This is a genomic window from Rhodococcus sp. 852002-51564_SCH6189132-a (assembly GCF_001665495.1).
GTDB classification, from domain to species: Bacteria; Actinomycetota; Actinomycetes; order Mycobacteriales; family Mycobacteriaceae; genus Rhodococcus; species Rhodococcus pyridinivorans.
In genome coordinates this window covers 1-16,864 of record NZ_LZMJ01000081.1, presented here as the reverse complement: position 1 = coordinate 16,864, position 16,864 = coordinate 1, and the positions used below count along the sequence as shown (strand labels likewise).

17 protein-coding genes and 2 tRNA genes are annotated in these 16,864 nt (G+C 69.0%); 10 read left to right on the top strand and 9 right to left on the bottom strand.

Translation table 11 applies throughout. The features are described from left to right. Positions 1 to 7: 7 nt before the first annotated feature. Entirely contained in the window at positions 8 to 427 is a 420-nt protein-coding gene (locus A5767_RS20045; protein WP_006551124.1) for a cupin domain-containing protein, read from the top strand. Positions 428 to 443: 16 nt separating this feature from the next. On the opposite strand, the gene A5767_RS20040 is transcribed toward A5767_RS20045, so the two are convergent. Continuing rightward, positions 444 to 836, bottom strand: a complete 393-nt coding sequence (locus tag A5767_RS20040; protein ID WP_006551125.1) for a globin — start codon at positions 834 to 836, stop codon at positions 444 to 446. A 186-nt stretch (positions 837 to 1,022) separates the two neighbouring features. On the opposite strand from A5767_RS20040, the gene A5767_RS20035 reads away from it, so the two are divergent. Genes A5767_RS20035 through A5767_RS20025 form a run of 3 tightly spaced genes read left to right on the top strand, consistent with a single transcriptional unit; the run spans position 1,023 to position 2,444 of the window. Further along, complete coding sequence (locus A5767_RS20035) at positions 1,023 to 1,652, top strand: HNH endonuclease (protein ID WP_024100561.1); 630 nt, start codon at positions 1,023 to 1,025, stop codon at positions 1,650 to 1,652. Positions 1,653 to 1,711: 59 nt separating this feature from the next. Then, on the top strand, positions 1,712 to 1,984 hold the full coding sequence (gene ctaJ / locus A5767_RS20030) for an aa3-type cytochrome oxidase subunit CtaJ (protein WP_006551127.1): 273 nt from the start codon (positions 1,712 to 1,714) through the stop codon (positions 1,982 to 1,984). Then, positions 1,971 to 2,444, top strand: coding sequence for a DUF5130 domain-containing protein (locus A5767_RS20025; protein ID WP_006551128.1), 474 nt, complete (start codon positions 1,971 to 1,973; stop codon positions 2,442 to 2,444). The genes ctaJ and A5767_RS20025 overlap by 14 nt, the downstream gene beginning before the upstream one ends. Before the next feature lie 123 nt (positions 2,445 to 2,567). Here the strand turns inward: A5767_RS20025 and pepN are convergent, their stop codons facing one another. Together pepN and A5767_RS20015 are read right to left on the bottom strand one after the other, a co-directional pair. Further along, entirely contained in the window at positions 2,568 to 5,138 is a 2,571-nt protein-coding gene (pepN, locus tag A5767_RS20020; protein ID WP_064852999.1) for an aminopeptidase N, read from the bottom strand. Between the two features lie 63 nt (positions 5,139 to 5,201). Further along, positions 5,202 to 6,443 carry an NAD(P)/FAD-dependent oxidoreductase gene (locus tag A5767_RS20015; RefSeq protein WP_024100563.1) on the bottom strand — a complete coding sequence of 414 codons (1,242 nt, stop codon included), beginning with the start codon at positions 6,441 to 6,443 and terminating at the stop codon, positions 5,202 to 5,204. A 159-nt stretch (positions 6,444 to 6,602) separates the two neighbouring features. Between A5767_RS20015 and A5767_RS20010 the strand changes: the two genes are divergently transcribed. From A5767_RS20010 to A5767_RS19995, 4 genes are all read left to right on the top strand, one after another. Next, complete coding sequence (locus tag A5767_RS20010) at positions 6,603 to 7,235, top strand: mycothiol-dependent nitroreductase Rv2466c family protein (protein ID WP_006551131.1); 633 nt, start codon at positions 6,603 to 6,605, stop codon at positions 7,233 to 7,235. A gap of 37 nt (positions 7,236 to 7,272) precedes the next feature. Then, a complete protein-coding gene (locus A5767_RS20005; protein WP_024100565.1) occupies positions 7,273 to 7,860 on the top strand; it encodes a GNAT family N-acetyltransferase in 588 nt (195 codons plus the stop codon). Positions 7,861 to 8,157: 297 nt separating this feature from the next. Further along, complete coding sequence (locus tag A5767_RS20000; RefSeq protein WP_006551133.1) at positions 8,158 to 8,637, top strand: ribose-5-phosphate isomerase; 480 nt, start codon at positions 8,158 to 8,160, stop codon at positions 8,635 to 8,637. Positions 8,638 to 8,640: 3 nt separating this feature from the next. After that, positions 8,641 to 9,438 carry an Fpg/Nei family DNA glycosylase gene (locus tag A5767_RS19995; protein WP_024100566.1) on the top strand — a complete coding sequence of 266 codons (798 nt, stop codon included), beginning with the start codon at positions 8,641 to 8,643 and terminating at the stop codon, positions 9,436 to 9,438. A 48-nt stretch (positions 9,439 to 9,486) separates the two neighbouring features. Here A5767_RS19995 and A5767_RS23465 read toward each other — a convergent pair whose 3' ends face one another. From A5767_RS23465 to A5767_RS19965, 6 genes are all read right to left on the bottom strand, one after another. After that, a complete protein-coding gene (locus A5767_RS23465) occupies positions 9,487 to 10,281 on the bottom strand; it encodes a hypothetical protein (RefSeq protein ID WP_064852998.1) in 795 nt (264 codons plus the stop codon). Between the two features lie 56 nt (positions 10,282 to 10,337). Further along, entirely contained in the window at positions 10,338 to 11,444 is a 1,107-nt protein-coding gene (locus A5767_RS19985; RefSeq protein WP_006551136.1) for a wax ester/triacylglycerol synthase domain-containing protein, read from the bottom strand. A 119-nt stretch (positions 11,445 to 11,563) separates the two neighbouring features. After that, positions 11,564 to 12,139 carry a hypothetical protein gene (locus tag A5767_RS19980; RefSeq protein WP_006551137.1) on the bottom strand — a complete coding sequence of 192 codons (576 nt, stop codon included), beginning with the start codon at positions 12,137 to 12,139 and terminating at the stop codon, positions 11,564 to 11,566. Between the two features lie 12 nt (positions 12,140 to 12,151). Next, entirely contained in the window at positions 12,152 to 13,300 is a 1,149-nt protein-coding gene (locus tag A5767_RS19975) for a zinc-dependent alcohol dehydrogenase (RefSeq protein ID WP_064852997.1), read from the bottom strand. 73 nt (positions 13,301 to 13,373) lie between these two features. After that, a complete protein-coding gene (locus A5767_RS19970; RefSeq protein ID WP_064852996.1) occupies positions 13,374 to 14,531 on the bottom strand; it encodes a carboxylate-amine ligase in 1,158 nt (385 codons plus the stop codon). Between the two features lie 396 nt (positions 14,532 to 14,927). Further along, a tRNA-Gly gene (locus A5767_RS19965) sits at positions 14,928 to 15,001 on the bottom strand. Between the two features lie 139 nt (positions 15,002 to 15,140). Between A5767_RS19965 and A5767_RS19960 the strand changes: the two genes are divergently transcribed. Further along, a tRNA-Pro gene (locus A5767_RS19960) sits at positions 15,141 to 15,217 on the top strand. Positions 15,218 to 15,290: 73 nt separating this feature from the next. Next, entirely contained in the window at positions 15,291 to 16,676 is a 1,386-nt protein-coding gene (tig, locus tag A5767_RS19955; protein WP_346772272.1) for a trigger factor, read from the top strand. The last annotated feature ends 188 nt before the right edge of the window (positions 16,677 to 16,864 follow it).

Below are 16,864 nucleotides of genomic sequence, written 5' to 3'. Positions count from 1 at the left end.
GAACGGCATGAATACGACATCGATCGTCGCGGTCCGGTTGGACGACGTGGAGCTGCGCGACGACCCGATCGACCCTGCGTGGATCCGCGAGGGCGCGCCCGTGGCGCGCAGCGGCCAGTGGGCGACCAGCGCCGACCGCACCACCACCACACACGTGTGGGACTGCACGGCCGGTCGCTTCGACTGGCATTTCGGCGTCGACGAGATTGTTCACATCGTGGAGGGCTCGGTCATCGTCTCGTCCGCAGACTCCGAGCCGCGCACCTTGCGTGCCGGGGACGCGGCGCTCTTCCGAGCCGGGACCACCGCTCTGTGGGAGGTCCCCGAATACGTGCGCAAGCACGCCGTCCTGCGTCGTCACCTGTCGCCGGCGGCGCGGTTCACCCAGAAGGTGGAGGACCGCCTGCGCCGGATTCTGGGCCGCTGAGCTGCGCCGACCTCGGTCAGATGGGGGAATTCATCATCGAGTCGGCCGCCATGTTCATGTAGTCGACGAGCTGCCGGCGGTGCTCGTCGTCGAGCGTCTTCTCGTCGATCGACGCGATCGCGGTGTGCATGCAGCGCAACCAGGCGTCGCGCTCGAGCGGCCCGATCCGGAAGGGATGATGACGCATGCGCAGCCGCGGGTGGCCCCGCTCCTCGGAGTAGGTGCGCGGGCCGCCCCAGTACTGCTCGAGGAACATCCGCATGCGTCGTTCGGCCGGACCGAGATCCTCCTCGGGATACAGGGGCCGGACGATCTCGTCCCGTGCGATCTCCTCGTAGAACCGTGCAGTGAGCCGGCGGAACGTCTCGGCGCCACCGACCGCCTCGTAGAAGGTCTGCTCGTCACTCATCTGTATTCGTTCACCGTCCCTCTCGACCGTCCATTGTGCCCGCTCCCGACCGCACACCGCCCGACGAGCCGTGCCGGGCGGGACCGTCACCGGATGTTCACCGGCCCGACCTGGACCGGTCCGCTGATTCGGGGTGCGATTCGGGAGCATCCGTGGTCCACTGTTCCCAGTCTTTTCGGAGGTCGTATGAAGCACAGCAGCAGCTCGCATCGACAACTCCCGCCCGCGGACGCCCCTGCAGGGGTGCCGGGGGCTACCACACTGCGCGTGGTGCACGACAGCACCGCGACGGTACCCGACTGGTTGAAACGTCGAGTGTTGCTGCTCAACGCCACCTACGAGCCACTCACGGCCCTGCCCGCTCGCAGGGCCGTGGTCCTGATGGCCGGGGGCAAGGCCGATACCGTGCACGACGATCCGCTCGCCCCGCTGGTGCGGTCGGCAGAATGGTCCGTGCAGCTGCCATCGGTGATCCGTCTGCGCAACTATGTGCGCGTTCCGTATCACGCGCGGGTGCCGCTCACCCGGGCCGCGCTCATGCACCGCGACCTGAACCGGTGCGCCTACTGCGGTGGCAAGGCCGAGACGATCGACCACGTCGTGCCGCGCAGCCGAGGCGGCGAGCACACCTGGGAGAACTGCGTCGCATGCTGCGCGCCGTGCAACCATCGCAAGGCCGACAAGCTGCTCACCGAACTCGGATGGACCCTGCGTGTGGTGCCGAATCCGCCCAAGGGCCGGCACTGGCGCCTGCTCGCCACCCTGCCCGAGTTGCACCCCACCTGGCTGCCCTATCTGGGGGAGGGCGCGGCCTGATCGGGCCGTTCTCCGGGGCGTATGAGGCCTTTCGGGCCCGGCTGGGCTAACGTTTGGCTGTGAGCATTCTCGAGACAACCCTGATCTTCGTCGGCATCCCGCTGCTGATCGTCTTGGTCTTCGGTGGGCTGTCCTTCGTCCTGAGCAAGTACCCGGGCTCCACGCCGTCGGACGACCCGTACACGCTCGACCGGAAATGGGAGCACGGACCGCTCCTGTGGACCGCGACCGACGAATCGACCCATCCCTGGAAATACCCGCATCATGGTCACGGTCATGCCGCTCTGACCTCGGCGGAGCTGATCGGAGGTACCGCAAGTGGCAAGTGGTGACGTGATCCAGCGTCCGGTCGTCGCGCCGGAGAACCTGCCGCACGGTGCGGCACTCACCGCGAGCGGACGCATCTCTGCCGTGCGCGGTCTCGGTCAGGCCTTCACGGGTGCGCCCTTCAAGGACCGCGACCTCATCACCCTCGACGACACGCTCACGCACGCGACGCGGATCACCAATGTGCGGTTCACCGTCTACATCGGTGACGACGAGAATCCGGCCGCGGCGACCGACGCCCTGCTGCCGACGACGCCGGACGCCGACAACTCGGTCCTCGTCGCCGTCTTCCCGAACCAGCGGAGCATCGAGATCCGCTCGGGTCGCACCGCCGCCGACCGCGCCACCGACCGGGTGCTGCAGCTCGGCGTGACCGCGGCCGTGTCGTCCTTCGGCCAGGGGAATCTGCTCGACGGCATCACCAGTGCCGTCCGCGTCATCGCGAACGCCATGGTCGCTCCCTAGTCCGGAGCCCACGACCATCTGTGGCCCGCTGCCACTCCGCGAAGGAGAGGCGGCGGGCCACAGTCGTCTCATGTGGTCGTCTCATGTGGGCACCGCCCACGGTCGTTCGGTGAGGTCGGCGCGTCAGGACGCGTCGAACGCGCGTGCCTTCAACGAGCGCACGACCCCGGCACGACCCTCGACGACGAGCCGGCGCAGCGCCGGCGGATGGTCGCCGGCGAGGAACTCGTCTGCCGCAGCCACCGACTGCTCACTGATCGACCACGACGGGTAGAGCCCGATCACGACGGTCTGCGCGACCTCGCTCGAACGACGCTCCCACACTCCCGGCACCTCCGCGAAGTACCGCGCGACGTACGGCTCGAGCAATTCGCCCTGACCGGCCGGGGCGAAACCGCCGATCACGGCGCGCGCCGTGATGTTCGGGACGCTGTCGTCGTGCACGACGGTCTGCCACACCTGCTCCTTGACGGCCTCCTGCGGACGGGCCGCGCGGGCGGCCGCCGCCTGGCGGGCACCCGCGGCCGTCGGGTCGCGTTCGGCCTCCGCGTCGATGAACGGCGACTCCACGCCCTCGGCGTCGACCTCACCCGCCGCGGCGAGCGCCTGGACGATCCGCCAGCGCAGATCGGTGTCGACCGTCAGCCCGGGCAGGCCGACCGTCGCCGGATCGGCGCCCAGCAGCTCCTCGAGCACCTCGGTGTGCCAGGGCGACAGGTACGCGGTGGTCAGCGCGTTGACGAACGCGAGCTGATGGTCGGAGCCGGCGACGGACTCGCGGGCGAGCTCGAGCAGACGGTTGGCGAAGTCCGCCCGGCCCTGCTCCGCGGCCCAGGACGGGTCGGCGTAGCTCTCCAGCGCGGTGTGCGCCTGCATGAGCAGACGCTGGACGACACCGACCTCGGTCTCGGCGGCGATACCGCGCTGCACGAGGGCGACGAAATCGCGCGCCTTCATCTCGGCCTGACGGGTCATCTCCCACGCCGCCGACCACACCAGGGTGCGCGGCAGCGACTCGGCGATGTCGCCGACCCGGTCTATGACGGTCGCGAGCGACTCCTCGTCGAGCCGCACCGAGCAGTACGTCAGGTCGTCGTCGTTGACGAGGACGAACGCGCCGCGCGGCACGCCCACCAGATCGGGGACCTCGGTGCGCTCGGCGGCGTCGACGTCGATCTCCACGCGGTGCGTGCGGACGAGCTTGCCGGAGCCGTCGTCGTCGTACACACCGATCGCGAGGCGGTGCACGCGGAACTCACCGGCGCCGGGCTGGGCACCTTCCTGCACCACCGCGAAACGCGTGAAGTGTCCCTGGTCGTCGACCTCGAAGTCCGGTCGCAGGATGTTCAGGCCGGTGGTCTTGAGCCACTGGGCACCCCAGTCCGACAGGTCGCGGCCGGAGGCCTTCTCCAGCGCGGCGAGCAGGTCGTCGAAGGTGGCGTTGCCGTAGGCGTGGTCGCGGAAGTACTCGCGCAGACCGGCGAGGAAGGGCTCCTGCCCCACATAGGCGACGAGCTGCTTGAGCACCGACGCGCCCTTGGCGTAGGTGATGCCGTCGAAGTTGACCTCGACCGCGGCGAGGTCGGGGATGTCGGCGGCGATCGGGTGCGTCGACGGCAGCTGGTCCTGCCGGTAGGCCCACGACTTCTCGACGTTCGCGAAGGTCGTCCACGCGTTGGTGTACTCGGTGGCCGAGGCCTGGCACAGCACCGACGCGAACGTCGCGAACGACTCGTTGAGCCACAGGTCGTCCCACCAGCGCATGGTGACGAGGTCGCCGAACCACATGTGCGCCATCTCGTGCAGGACGGTCTCGGCGCGGCGCTCGTAGGAGTAGCGGGTGACCTTGGACCGGAAGACGTAGTCCTCCAGGAAGGTCACCGCTCCGGCGTTCTCCATCGCCCCGGCGTTGAACTCGGGCACGAACAGCTGGTCGTACTTGCCGAAGGCGTAGGGGATCCCGAAGTTGGCGTGGTAGAAGCCGAAGCCCTGTTTGGTCTCGGTGAACAGTCGGTCGGCGTCCATGTACTCCGCGAGCGACGCTCGGCAGAAGATGCGCAGCGGGATGGTGCCGTGCTCGTCGGACCACACGGCATACGGACCGGCGATGAGCGCGACGAGATAGGTGCTCATCCGCGGGGTGGTGCGGAAGATGTGCAGACCCGGCTGCGCGGCCGCCGTCTGTACGGTGTCGGCGTTGGAGATCACGGCCCAGTCCTGCGGCGCGGTGACCTGCAGGTCGAAGGTGGCTTTGAGATCGGGCTGGTCGAAGCACGCGAACATCCGCTTGGCGTCGGCCGTTTCGAACTGCGAGTACAGGTACACCGCGTCGTCGGTGGGGTCGACGAACCGGTGCAGGCCCTCGCCGGTGTTCGTGTACAGGCAGTCGGCGTCGACGACGAGTTCGTTGTGAGCGGCGAGCCCGGTAAGGGTGATGCCGGTCTCCTCGGAGTATCCGGACACGTCGACGGGGTCGCCGTTGAGGGTCGCCGAATGCACGGTCTTCGCGATGAGGTCGATGAACGTCGAGGCTCCCTCGGTCGCGTCGAATCGCACGGTGGTCACCGATCGGAAGGTCGTGGTGCCCGGCGCGCCGGCACCGTCGGTGAGATCCAGTTCGATGCTGTAGTTGTCGACGGACAGGATCGCGGCCCGTTCGGCGGCCTGCTCGCGGGTCAGATTCGGTGGTGCCACGGGAGAACTCCTTCTCACGACGGAATGTCGGTCGGCGTCCATCCCATCATGATCGGCGAACCCTCACGGAGCGACGTCGGACAACGGCACCGTGGTGTCCGTCAGCCGGCCGACGTCGACGGGCCGCCCGGAGGCGATGAGTGCGCGGAGGTCGTCCCCGGCATCCCAGATGTTGACGTTCATCCCCGCCCGGACCCGCTGCTCGTCGTCGAGCCAGAACGCGAGGAACTGCCGTCCCGGCACGTCGCCGCGGGTGACCACCCGCGCGTCGCGGGGCGCGAGCCCGACATACTCCATGCCAAGGTCGTACTGGTCGGTGAAGAAATAGGGGAGCCGGTCGTAGGTCGCCTCACGTCCGAGCATCGTCGCGGCCGCGACGGCCGGCTGGTTCAGGGCGTTCGCCCAGTGTTCGACGCGCACACGGGTGCCGAGCAGCGGATGCTCCGCCGACGCGATGTCGCCGACGGCGACGATGTCCGGGTCGCTCGTCCGCAGCGATGCGTCGACGAGCACGCCGTCGTCCACCGCGAGTCCGGCGTCGCGGGCCAGCTCGATGTTCGGGCGCGCCCCGACCGCGACGAGCACGGCGTCGGCGGGCACCACACTGTCGTCGCCGAACCGGATGCCGCTCGCGCGACCGTCGTAGGCGACGATCTCGCGCACCGAGGTGTTCGTCCGCAGATCGACACCGTGCGCGCGGTGCAGGTCGGCGAACACCGCACCCATCTCCTCGCCGAGGGCACCGGACAGGGGTTGCTTCGCGGTCTCCGCGACCACCACGCCCGCGCCCCGGTCGCGGGCGTTCGCGGCGATCTCCATGCCGATCCATCCCGCGCCGATGACGGCCAGCCATCCCGCGTGGTCGGTCTCGCCCTGGATCGCGGTGAGCAGCGCATCGGAGTCCTCGATGGTGCGCATGACGTACACGCGTTCGGCGTCGGCTCCGGGAATCGGGACCGTGCGGGGCGTCGAGCCCGTGGCGAGCGCGAGCTTGTCGTAGTGGAGCGTCGACCCGTCGGGCAGCGTCACCGTGTGGGCGGCCGGATCGATCGCGGTGACCTTCGTGCCGAGCAGCAGTTCGACGCGGTGGTCGCGGTACCAGTCGCCGTCGTGCACCGTGAAGTCGGCGAGTTGCTTGCGTCCGGCGAAGTAGTCCTTCGACAACGGCGGTCGCTCGTAGGGCAGGTGCTCCTCCGCGCCGATGAGCAGGATGCGCCCGGGAAAGTCGCGGGCGCGCAGTTCCTCTGCCAGCTTGGCGCCGGCCAGACCCGCGCCGACGATCAGAAACGTTTCCTCACCCGACATCGTGGTGCCTCCGCTGTGATGCGTGCCGGACCTGCTTCCCGGCTCCGACGTTACGGCTACCGCCCGCACTACGGCCCGGTTCAGGAAGAATCGTCGACGGGGCCGTGTTGAACATGCTTGTAGTTGTCCGGCCCGTACGAACTCTTGTGAGGAGATCTCTTGAGCGACCTGACCGCCGCGTCCTCGACCGGCAAGGACATCGCCGACTTCTGGTTCGATCCGTTGTGCCCGTGGTGCTGGATCACCTCGCGCTGGATCCTCGAGGTCACGAAGGTGCGCGACATCGAGGCGCGTTTCCACGTCATGAGCCTGGCCGTGCTGAACGAGGGGCGCGACCTGCCGGAGGAGTACGCCGAGCTGATGACGAAAGCCTGGGGCCCGGTGCGCGTCGCGATCGCTGCGGCGCAGAAGTACGGCGACGACATCCTCTCCCCGCTGTACACGGCGATGGGCACCCGCATCCACAACGAGGGCAACAAGGACTTCGCGGACGTGATCGCCGCGTCGCTCGCCGAACTCGACCTCGACGCCTCGCTGGCCGAGGCCGCCGACAGCGACGCCTACGACGAGGCTCTGCGCACGAGCCATCACGCCGGCATGGACAAGGTGGGCCAGGACGTCGGTACCCCGACGATCCATGTCAACGGCATCGCCTTCTTCGGGCCCGTCCTGTCGAAGATCCCGCGCGGGGAAGAGGCCGGCAAGGTATGGGACGGTGTGGTTGCCCTCGCGTCCTACCCGCACTTCTTCGAGCTCAAGCGCAGCCGCGACGAGGAGCCCGACTTCTCCTGACCGGGCACCGCCGTGGCGCTCGGTAGAGTGCAACGGCGTGTCGAACGATCATGTGGTCCGGCCGGCGACGGTGCACGATGTCGAGAAGGCGACGGCAACGCTCGGACGAGCGTTCCGCGACTATCCGTTCACCCGCTACACCGTCGACGGCCGGGACCACGAGACCCGGGTCCGCGACCTCCAAGGGCTCTTCCTCGCCGAGATCGGCATGCGCTGCGGCGAGGTATGGGTCTCCGACGACGTCGACGCCGTGGCCGTCTGGACGACGCCCGGCTCCACCGGACTCGAGGAGGCGTTCACGTCCGTCTCCGATCGGGTGACGGAGCTGCGGGGTGATCGTGCCCGCGCCGCCGAACTGGCCGAGCAGGCCACCGCGGAACTGCAACCGAGCGAGCCAGGGTGGTTCCTGGCCACGGTGGGCGTCGATCCCGCCTCGCAGGGGCGCGGCCTGGGACGGGCCGTCCTCGAACCAGGACTTCGCGCGGCCGAGCGGCAGGGGGTCGCGGCCTGTCTGGAGACCTCCTCGGAGGCGAACGTCGCGCTCTACGAACGTCTCGGATTCGTCGTTACCGGTGTCGTGGAGCTGCCGGACGGCGGCCCGAAGGTCTGGGCGATGCGCCGCTGACCTGCCGGGGCGGGGTTCGCCACGCTCGGGACCGAAGGTCGCAACGCTCCGCCGTACAGACTTGTGCTCACTCCGAATTCGATTCTCGGCTTCGGGTCGGGCGCGGACTACCGTGATGCATCACGGCTCGCGGCCTCCGGACTGCCAGCGGCACCCACCCGCCGCGCTACGGTGCCCTCTGACCCGCCCCCGGCGTGGTGCCCTCTGACCCGCCCCCGGCGGGGTGTGCTCCGACCCGCCCCTCGCACGGCGAACGGCGCGTGCGGGCGAGCGGACGAGTCTCGTTAGACTCGGCCCATGCGCGTTTACCTGGGAGCCGACCACGCGGGCTTCGAACGGAAGAATGAGATCATCGAGCACCTGAAGAAGAACGGCCATGAGCCGATCGACTGCGGTGCGTTCGAGTACGACGCCCTCGACGACTACCCGGCCTTCTGCATCGAGGCTGCTCGGCGCACCGTCGCCGACGAGGGCAGCCTCGGTATCGTGCTCGGTGGCAGCGGTAACGGCGAGCAGATCGCCGCCAACAAGGTGCGAGGTGCGCGCTGCGCCCTCGCCTGGAGCGTCGACACCGCCAAGCTTGCGCGCGAGCACAACAACGCGCAGCTCATCGGCATCGGTGGCCGCATGCACAGCCTCGAGGAGACCCTCGCGATCGTCGACGCCTTCCTGTCGACCGAGTGGTCGAACGAGGAGCGTCACCAGCGCCGTATCGACATCCTCGCCGAGTACGAGAAGACCGGCGAGGCTCCGGCAGTTCCCGGCGCACCTGCCTGATCCGTGCCCGAAGGACACATCCTGCACCGGCTTGCCCGGCTGCACCACGAGTGGTACTCGGGTGCGCCGGTGCGGGTGTCCAGTCCGCAGGGGCGGTTCGCCGACGGTGCCGCCGCCGTGGACGGGCGCGTCCTGACCCACGCGGACGCGTGGGGCAAGCATCTCTTCCACCACTACGAGGGCGGTCTCGCCGTCCACGTGCACCTCGGTATCTACGGTGAGTTCACCGACCGCGAGTTGCCGCTCGGCGAACCGGTCGGACAGGTGCGGATGCGGATGATCGGCGCGCGCCACGGCAGCGACCTGCGTGGTCCGGCGGCGTGCGAGGTGCTCACCCCCGGCGAGGTCGAGGCGATCGAGGCCCGGCTCGGTCCAGACCCGCTGCGACCCGACGCCGATCCCGAGCGGGCATGGCGCCGTATCGGCAGATCACGCACCGCGATCGGCGCGTTGCTCATGAACCAGGCCGTCATCGCCGGCGTCGGCAACGTCTACCGCGCAGAAGTGCTCTTCCGTCACGGCATCCATCCGGAACGTCCGGGAAACAAGCTGTCCCGCAGAGAGTTCGACGCGATCTGGGCCGACCTCGTCGAACTGATGAACGTCGGTGTGGAGCACGGGCGCATGCACGTCGTGCGACCCGAACACGACCACGGCGCACCGGCCTACGCCAAGAACAGGCCCCGGACGTACGTCTACCGCCGTGCCGGCGAACCCTGCCGGATCTGCGGGACTCCCGTTCTGCACTCGGTCATGCAGGCGCGGAACCTGTTCTGGTGCCCGGTCTGTCAGCCGAGCTGACCCGACTCAGCTGACCCGACTCAGCTGACCCGACTCAGCAGATCCGACTCAGAAATCGAAGCCCCCGAAATCGAATCCGCCGCCGTCTCCGCCACCGAAGTCGCCGCCACCGAAGTCGTCACCGCCTCCGTACTCGTCGCCCCCGCCGTACTCGTCACCACCGCCGAAGTCGTCGCCGGCACCTGTCTCCGCCGACGGATCACCGACACCGGATTCGAATGCCTGCGCGTCGTAGGGGACACCGGCCATCCCGGCGAACATCGTCGAGAAGAGCAGCATCGAGCCGACGCCCCACGCGCCCGCGACCAGGGCGGGCTTCCACCACGGCTCCGAATACCAGCCCGCAGGGACAGGCCGGCCCGCGACGCGGCCGCCGGGGTAGTAGTTCGGCGTCGCGGAGGACGGTGACGGCGACGCGGCGATGGTGCGGCCCTCGAAGTCGACGGTGCGCTTCTCGGTGACCTCGCCGGCGGACTTCTGTCCGTCGAGCGTTGGGATCTCCGGCCCCGGGTCCATGCCCATCGCCAGGCGCGCAGCTCGGATGTAGTACAGACCTTCGAGCGCGGTCTGTTTCGCGAGACGCGCCTGCCTCGGCGAGTTCGCCTGCTCGATCTGGGAGCCGGCGGCGGTGAAGCGCTCGGAGGCGTCCGCCAGCGCCTGACGCGAGGCGTCGTCGGTGCCGGTCAGGTTGTAGATCTGGCCGCCGAGACGCTCGATCGCCTGCCGTGCGTCGGCCTTGGCGTCGTCGAGGGTGACGGTGCGGTGACGGGTGGTGCTCTTCTGGGAGCGGGAGACGAAGTACACCACGGCACCGACGGCGGCGAGGATGAGCAGAAGTTCCACGGGCCGATCCTTCCGGTGGGGGAGGGTCCTGTCCTCCAGCGTACCGACGCGGGGAGTCACTCCCCGAGGACCGCGCGCATCCCTTCCTGCAGGCACGAATCGAACGAATCGCGGTTGGGGACGACCGTGGGGTCCACCGCCAGGCCCATGCAGCAGGTGTCGCGATAGGACATCGCCGACGCGGTCATCATCGCGCCGTCGGCCGCACCGAAGCCGTAGTACCGCTCGATCTTCGCGCCGCCGACGTAGAGCGGCGCGTGGGAACCGGGGAGCGTGGACACCACCACGTCCCGCGGACCGACGGCGATGTCGGAGTGTGCTCCGGCGGAGGACGGGAACGAGATGTCGATGCGTCGCATGAGATCGACCGTGTCCATCGCGTGGATGTCCGCCTCGTCCTCGGGTGCCATAGGCACCGCCCCGCCGTCCGGCCCGGGGACGACGACACGCAGATCGTCGATCGAGCGGCCGTGCCGCCGCCGGTACTCGCTGCACGCGAGGAGCATCGCAGTGGAGAACCCGCTCGACACGCGGCAGCCGGCGCGTTCGCAGGCGTGACGCAGGGCGGCGAGATCCGCGTCGAGTACGTGCAGTCGCGGCGCGCGGGGTGCGGGCTCCTCGTGGTCGCCGGTGCGTCCGAGCAGGGCGTTGATCAATCCGGTGCCCAGCGAGGTGAACATGTGCGCCGCGGTGCGGAACGACTCGACGCCCTGTTCGGACACCGATCTCGCCCACGACAACATGGACTCGGACTGACCGGGTGAGGGTGCCGAGCCGAGATGCCGGAGCCGGATCACCAGCGCCGACTGGCCACCGCCGAGGCCGTCGAGCAAGGTCAGTTCCCAGCGCGGGTGCCGGAGACCCGAGGGGTCGGGGGCCGTGCGGGCGTAGGCGAGTACCTCCTCGAAAGTCGCCGGGGCGGGCAGGGCGACCCGCTCGAGATGCCACGGCGGATCCGAGTCGGGATGCCCGGCGCGGCGCGGCGGATCGAGCCCGAACGGCAGTTCCACCACCCGGTGCCGGAAACTGGGCGACTCGTGGTTGCCGGGCGCGAGCACGGCGGCGACCCGATCCCAGTCGGGGGTGGCATCGAGAAGGACCGCGGCGACGACGGAGGAGCCGGGAGAGAGGGCCCGAGGGAGGTCGTCGGAGGTGTCCTTCACAAGAGGGACGGTCTCATATCGTGAACGACGCACACCCCTGCTTGACTCTCGCTTTGCACTATCGAGTCGAAAAGGTGACACGTCGTTGCTGGATTCGGGATCTCCCCACGTGCCGGTTCTCACCTCCGTGAGCGCCCTTTCCGGCGTATCACCACCGCTGCGCCCAGACCCGCTGCGGCGATCCACGGTGCGCCGGAGACGAACGGATCGAGCCACTGGTGGTTGACGTCGGCACGCGAACTCCGCCGCCTCGACGCCCCGCCGTGCGCGGTGATCTCCGACCGGATCCCGCTCTCGGTCACGGGATTGTCGGGACGGCCCTGCATCAGGGCCCGGACCCGGCTCTCGGCGACGTCGATGCGGTCGGCGCCGATCAGGAGCAACCAGTGCGCGGCGCGGCCTTCGCTGTAGCGGCGGTAGGCGTGCCTGCGCACGACGCCGGACAGTCCCTTCAGCGGCGCCGTGGTGCCGAAGACCGGGGTGACGAAGGCATGCTCGATCGAGCGTTCGCGGGTCTCGTACCCGGGCTGGCGTTCGGGGAAGTCCCAGTGCGCGCCGGTCGTCTCAGGTGCGAAGCGTTCCTTCGGCACCGAGGGCCGATCGCGAGGATCCAGGTCGACTCCCCATCCGGGGATGCGGGCGCGCAGTTGGTCGGGGGTCTCCGGGGGTTCGGGCTTGTCTGCGGTGTAGGCCATGGCGGATCCTCCTCAACTCCCGTCGGCGACGATGATCGGCTTGATGCACCTGTCGAGCTTCGCCGAGAACATGTGGTAGGCCTCGGGGATGTGTTCGAGCGGGACACGGTGCGTGACGATGTCGTTCGGCTTCAGATGGCCGTTGCGGACGTGCTCGAACAGACGGGGCCACTGACGTTTGACGGGGCACTGGTTCATCCGCAAGGTCAGCCCCTTGTTGAGTGCGTCGCCGAACTTCACGGCACTGAAGATCGGGCCGTAGGCGCCCACTACCGAGACGGTGCCGCCCTTGCGGACACCGTCGATGGCCCAGTTCAGCGCGACCGGCGAGCCACCTTGCATCTTCAGTTTCGCGGCCGTGACGTGCTGCAGGAAGTTGCCGTCGGCCTCCGCCCCGACCGCATCGATGGCGACGTCCGCTCCGAGATGACCGGTGATCTTCTTCAGGTGGACGATGATGTCGTCGTACTCCGCGAAGTTGTAGGTCTCGGCGTGAGCGAAGGTCCGGGCCTTCTCCAGCCGGTACTCGAGGTGGTCGATCACGATGACCCGGCCGGCACCCATGAACCAGGCGGACTTCGCCGCGTACAGGCCCACCGGTCCGGCGCCGAAGACCACGACCGTGTCGCCCTCGACGATGTCACCCAGCTGTGCACCGAAGTAGCCGGTCGCGAGGGCGTCGGTGAGCATCAGGGCGTCCTCGCCGTCCATCCAGTCGGGCACGATCGTTGGGCCGACGTCGGCGAACGGCACCCGCACGAACTCGGCCTGGCCGCCGTCGTAGCCGCCGCAGGTGTGCGAGTAGCCGTAGATGCCGCCGACCGCGGTGGCGTTGGGGTTGACGTTGTGGCAGTTGGAGTACAGGCCGCGCGCGCAGAAGAAGCACGACCCGCAGAAGACGTTGAACGGGACCATGACCCGGTCGCCGGGTTTCAGGCTCTGCACCGACGGCCCGACCTCGTGGACCACCCCGACGAACTCGTGACCGAAGGTCGTACCGACGCGGGTGTCGGGCATCATCCCGTGGTAGAGGTGCAGGTCGGAACCGCAGATCGCCGCCAACTCGACGCGCACGATGGCGTCGTTGGGGTGCTCGATCCGGGGAATGTCCTTCTCTTCGACGCGGACCCGATAGGGGCCGCGATAGACCATCGCGCGCATACGTGCTCCCTCGTCCTGGCTCGTGTGGTCGCGAATACCCGAGGGAAGGCGCTCCAAACGGCAGGTCGCGGGATCAGAGCGCGGGGACGTCCGGGGCGGGATGGGCTCCGCCGGACAGTGGAGGGGTCTGCGGTCCGGCGACGAACGCCCGGTGGAGCGCGTCGACGACGTCGGCGACGGCGTGACGGCGGGCGAACGCGCGTCGCTGCAGCATCGCCCCGGTGCCGCGGGCGAGGATCGCCTCCCACATCGCCACCGCGCACCGGCGGTCGCCGGCCTCCTCGAGTCGGGGGCCGATGTACCGGAGGAAGGCGCGGAAGGACTGCTGCGCGGTGGTGGGCCGCCCGGTGAACACGTCGACGGCACGTCCGGTCGGCCCCTCGCGAGCAGCGCACAGGTACGCGGCGTGGACGACCTCGTCGGCGACCGGGGGAGCAGTGATGCCCGCCCGGACCTCTCGTTCGGCGGTGGCGACGAGCGCGCGGACGAGCATCGCCAGGAGAACAGTCTCGTCGACGGTCGCCGGCACGTCGCTCACCCGGATCTCGACGGTGGGCAGATGCGCCGAGGGACGCACGTCCCAATAGACCATGCCCGGATCGAGGATGTTGCCGCTCTCGATCATCATGGCGACGATCGCGTCGTAGTGCTCCGCCGACGTGAACCGCGGGGGAGGACCCGCGCACGGCCACCGGGAGGCCATGATCGCCCGCCAACTGGCGTACCCGGTGTCGCGGCCCCGATGGATGGGCGAGTTGGCCGTCGCGGCCAGCAGGGTGGGCAACCATACCCGGACGTGATTGCACACCAGGACGGCGGTTTCGCGGTCCGCGACACCGACGTGGACGTGGCAGCCGCAGACCTCCTGCTCCTCGGCGAGACGTCCGTACCGCTCGGCCATCGTCCGGTAGCGCGGCACATCCGTCACGGACGCGAGCTTCTGGAGCGTGGGCGACACACCCGACGCGAGCAGACCCGCGTGCGCCTCCCGCGCGGCCGCGGCTGCGACGGTCCGGCCCTCGACGACACGCGCGCGCAACTCGGCCGAGCTGCGGCAGACCGGTGTGTTCACCTCGACCTGGATGCGTTTGAGCTCGTAGTCCATGTCGAGTCCGAGCCGGGCGGCTGCGGCCACGACGAGGTCGTTGCTCGCGGTCAGCCGTTCGGAGGTCGGGTCGACGAGGAAGAACTCCTCCTCGACGCCGACGGTCGGAGCGGGGGTCGGGGGCATGTCCGGAGTCGGTCTGTGGCGCCGAGGCATCGTTGCTTCCCTGCATAGCGAGGCGCCGTCGGTACAGCCGGCGCCGTCGTTGACGCCGGCGCCTTCTCGACCGACCGCTGACCTACGGGGGTGAGACGACGATACTCGGATTTCACACCGGAGAACGGCATTCGATGGTGGAGAGGGACCGACCGGAGGTGGGGCGGGGCTGGTCCCTCCACACCCCCTGCGGTGTCATCCGACGACGCCCCACCCATTCGCGGTCGCGTCCGCTGGAGGGACGCGACGAGGAATCACGACGCGGTGGTTCGTGCGGTCGTCGGAATGCGGATGGGCTGGGCCGGACGGGACGGTCCGGAACGACGAAGCCCGCCGGTGCTGTGTGCACCCGGCGGGCTTCCTCCGTGGAGGGGATGACGGGAATCGAACCCGCGTAGCCAGTTTGGAAGACTGGGGCTCTACCATTGAGCTACATCCCCGTTGCGGCTGCAGCGCCGGTGTCGACCGGTGCTGCGGCTTGCGAGATGAGACTGTACCGGACCTCGCTTTGGATTTCATAATCGGGGGGCCGTAGGATTCTGCGATGGGTCCCGCGGTCGGATGCGGTGCCTTCACGACCGGGATGTGGCGCAGCTTGGTAGCGCATCCGCTTTGGGAGCGGAGGGTCGCAGGTTCGAATCCTGTCATCCCGACCAGATCGAACAGCGTCAGCGCGCTCAGTAGTGACACGAACGACCGACAAGAGAGCACGACAGAAGGAGCATGTCCGTGAAGAGCACCGTCGAGCAGCTGAGCCCGACGCGAGTCCGTATCAATGTTGAGGTGCCCTTCGAGGAGCTCCAGCCTGATTTCGACCGCGCTTTCAAGGCCCTCGCCGGCCAGGTCCGCATCCCGGGCTTCCGCCCCGGTAAGGCACCTCGCAAGATCCTCGAGGCCCGCGTCGGCCGCGGAGCCGTCCTGGACCAGGTCATCAACGAGGCCATCCAGAGCCGCTACAGCGAAGCTGTGACCGCGAACGACGTCAAGGTCATCAGCCAGCCCGAGATCGACGTCACCAAGCTCGAGGACAACGTCGAGCTGGCGTTCACCGCCGAGGTCGACGTGCGTCCCGAGATCACCCTCCCCGATTTCTCCGAGATCGCCGTCACCGTCGATCCCGTCGAGATCACCGACGAGGACATCGCCGAGCAGCTTCTGTCGCTGCGTCAGCGCTTCGGCACCCTGACGGGTGTCGAGCGTCCGGTGCAGGACGGCGACTTCGTCTCCATCGACCTGTCCGCGACGGTCGACGGCAACGAGGTTCCCGAGGCCGCCACCGAGGGCCTGTCGCACGAGGTCGGCTCCGGCCAGCTCATCGACGGACTCGACGAGGCGATCATCGGCCTGTCCGCCGGCGAGTCGAAGGAGTTCACCTCCACGCTGGTCGCCGGCGAGTACGCCGGTAAGGAAGCCGTCGTCACCGTCAAGGTCAACACCGTCAAGCAGCGCGAGCTGCCCGAGGCCGACGACGAGTTCGCGCAGCTCGCGAGCGAGTTCGACACCATCGGCGAGCTCGAGGCCGACCTCCGCGAGCGCGTCCAGCGCGTCAAGCAGGTCGAGCAGGCCGGCCAGATCCGCGACAAGGTCCTCGAGGTTCTCCTCGAGACCGTCGACATCCCGGTTCCCGAGGCTGCCGTCCAGGCCGAGGTCGACAGCGCGCTGCACGACGCGATCCACGAGCTCGATCACGACGAGACCAAGCTGAACGAGCTGCTCGAGGCCCAGGGTTCGAGCCGCGAGGAGTTCGACAAGGAAGCACGCGAGTCCGCCGAGCGTTCGGTGAAGACCCAGCTGCTCCTCGACGCGATCGCCGAGGCGGAGAACACCACGGTCGAGCAGCAGGAGCTGACCGAGCGCATCTTCTTCCAGGCGCAGCGCTACGGCATCCCGCCGGAGCAGTTCATCCAGCAGATCAGCCAGGCCAACCAGCTCGGTGCCGTCTTCGCCGACGTCCGCCGCGGCAAGGCGCTCGGCACCGTCGTCGATCGCGCCAACGTGACCGACACCACGGGTGCGACCGTCGACACCGCCGAGCTGTTCGGCACCAAGAAGGACGATGACGCCGAGGGCGAGAACGCCGAGGCGGAGACCACCGAGGACTCGGCCTCCGAGTAGTCGGACGACCCGCGGAGATTCGAAACCCCAGGGGCCACGAATTTCCGCTTTCAGCGAAGAGGGGCGGGGCCCGGGGGGCGGGGGGGGCCCCCGGGGGTGTGGTTGGGGGGGGGCACCCCCCCGCCGCGCGGAAGGCGGGGGCCCCGCGGGCGAACAAAAAAGCGGCCAGGACACGGGCCCCCCCGAGC

Bases quoted from the DNA above. Each gene is read 5' to 3' on its own strand.
- A5767_RS19980 (WP_006551137.1), bottom strand. From the start codon at position 12,139: ATGGCCTACACCGCAGACAAGCCCGAACCCCCGGAGACCCCCGACCAA.
- A5767_RS19970 (WP_064852996.1), bottom strand. From the start codon at position 14,531: ATGCCCCCGACCCCCGCTCCGACCGTCGGCGTCGAGGAGGAGTTCTTC.
- A5767_RS20035 (WP_024100561.1), top strand. From the start codon at position 1,023: ATGAAGCACAGCAGCAGCTCGCATCGACAACTCCCGCCCGCGGACGCC.
- A5767_RS20040 (WP_006551125.1), bottom strand. From the start codon at position 836: ATGAGTGACGAGCAGACCTTCTACGAGGCGGTCGGTGGCGCCGAGACG.
- A5767_RS20015 (WP_024100563.1), bottom strand. From the start codon at position 6,443: ATGTCGGGTGAGGAAACGTTTCTGATCGTCGGCGCGGGTCTGGCCGGC.
- A5767_RS20000 (WP_006551133.1), top strand. From the start codon at position 8,158: ATGCGCGTTTACCTGGGAGCCGACCACGCGGGCTTCGAACGGAAGAAT.
- A5767_RS20045 (WP_006551124.1), top strand. From the start codon at position 8: ATGAATACGACATCGATCGTCGCGGTCCGGTTGGACGACGTGGAGCTG.
- A5767_RS19975 (WP_064852997.1), bottom strand. From the start codon at position 13,300: ATGCGCGCGATGGTCTATCGCGGCCCCTATCGGGTCCGCGTCGAAGAG.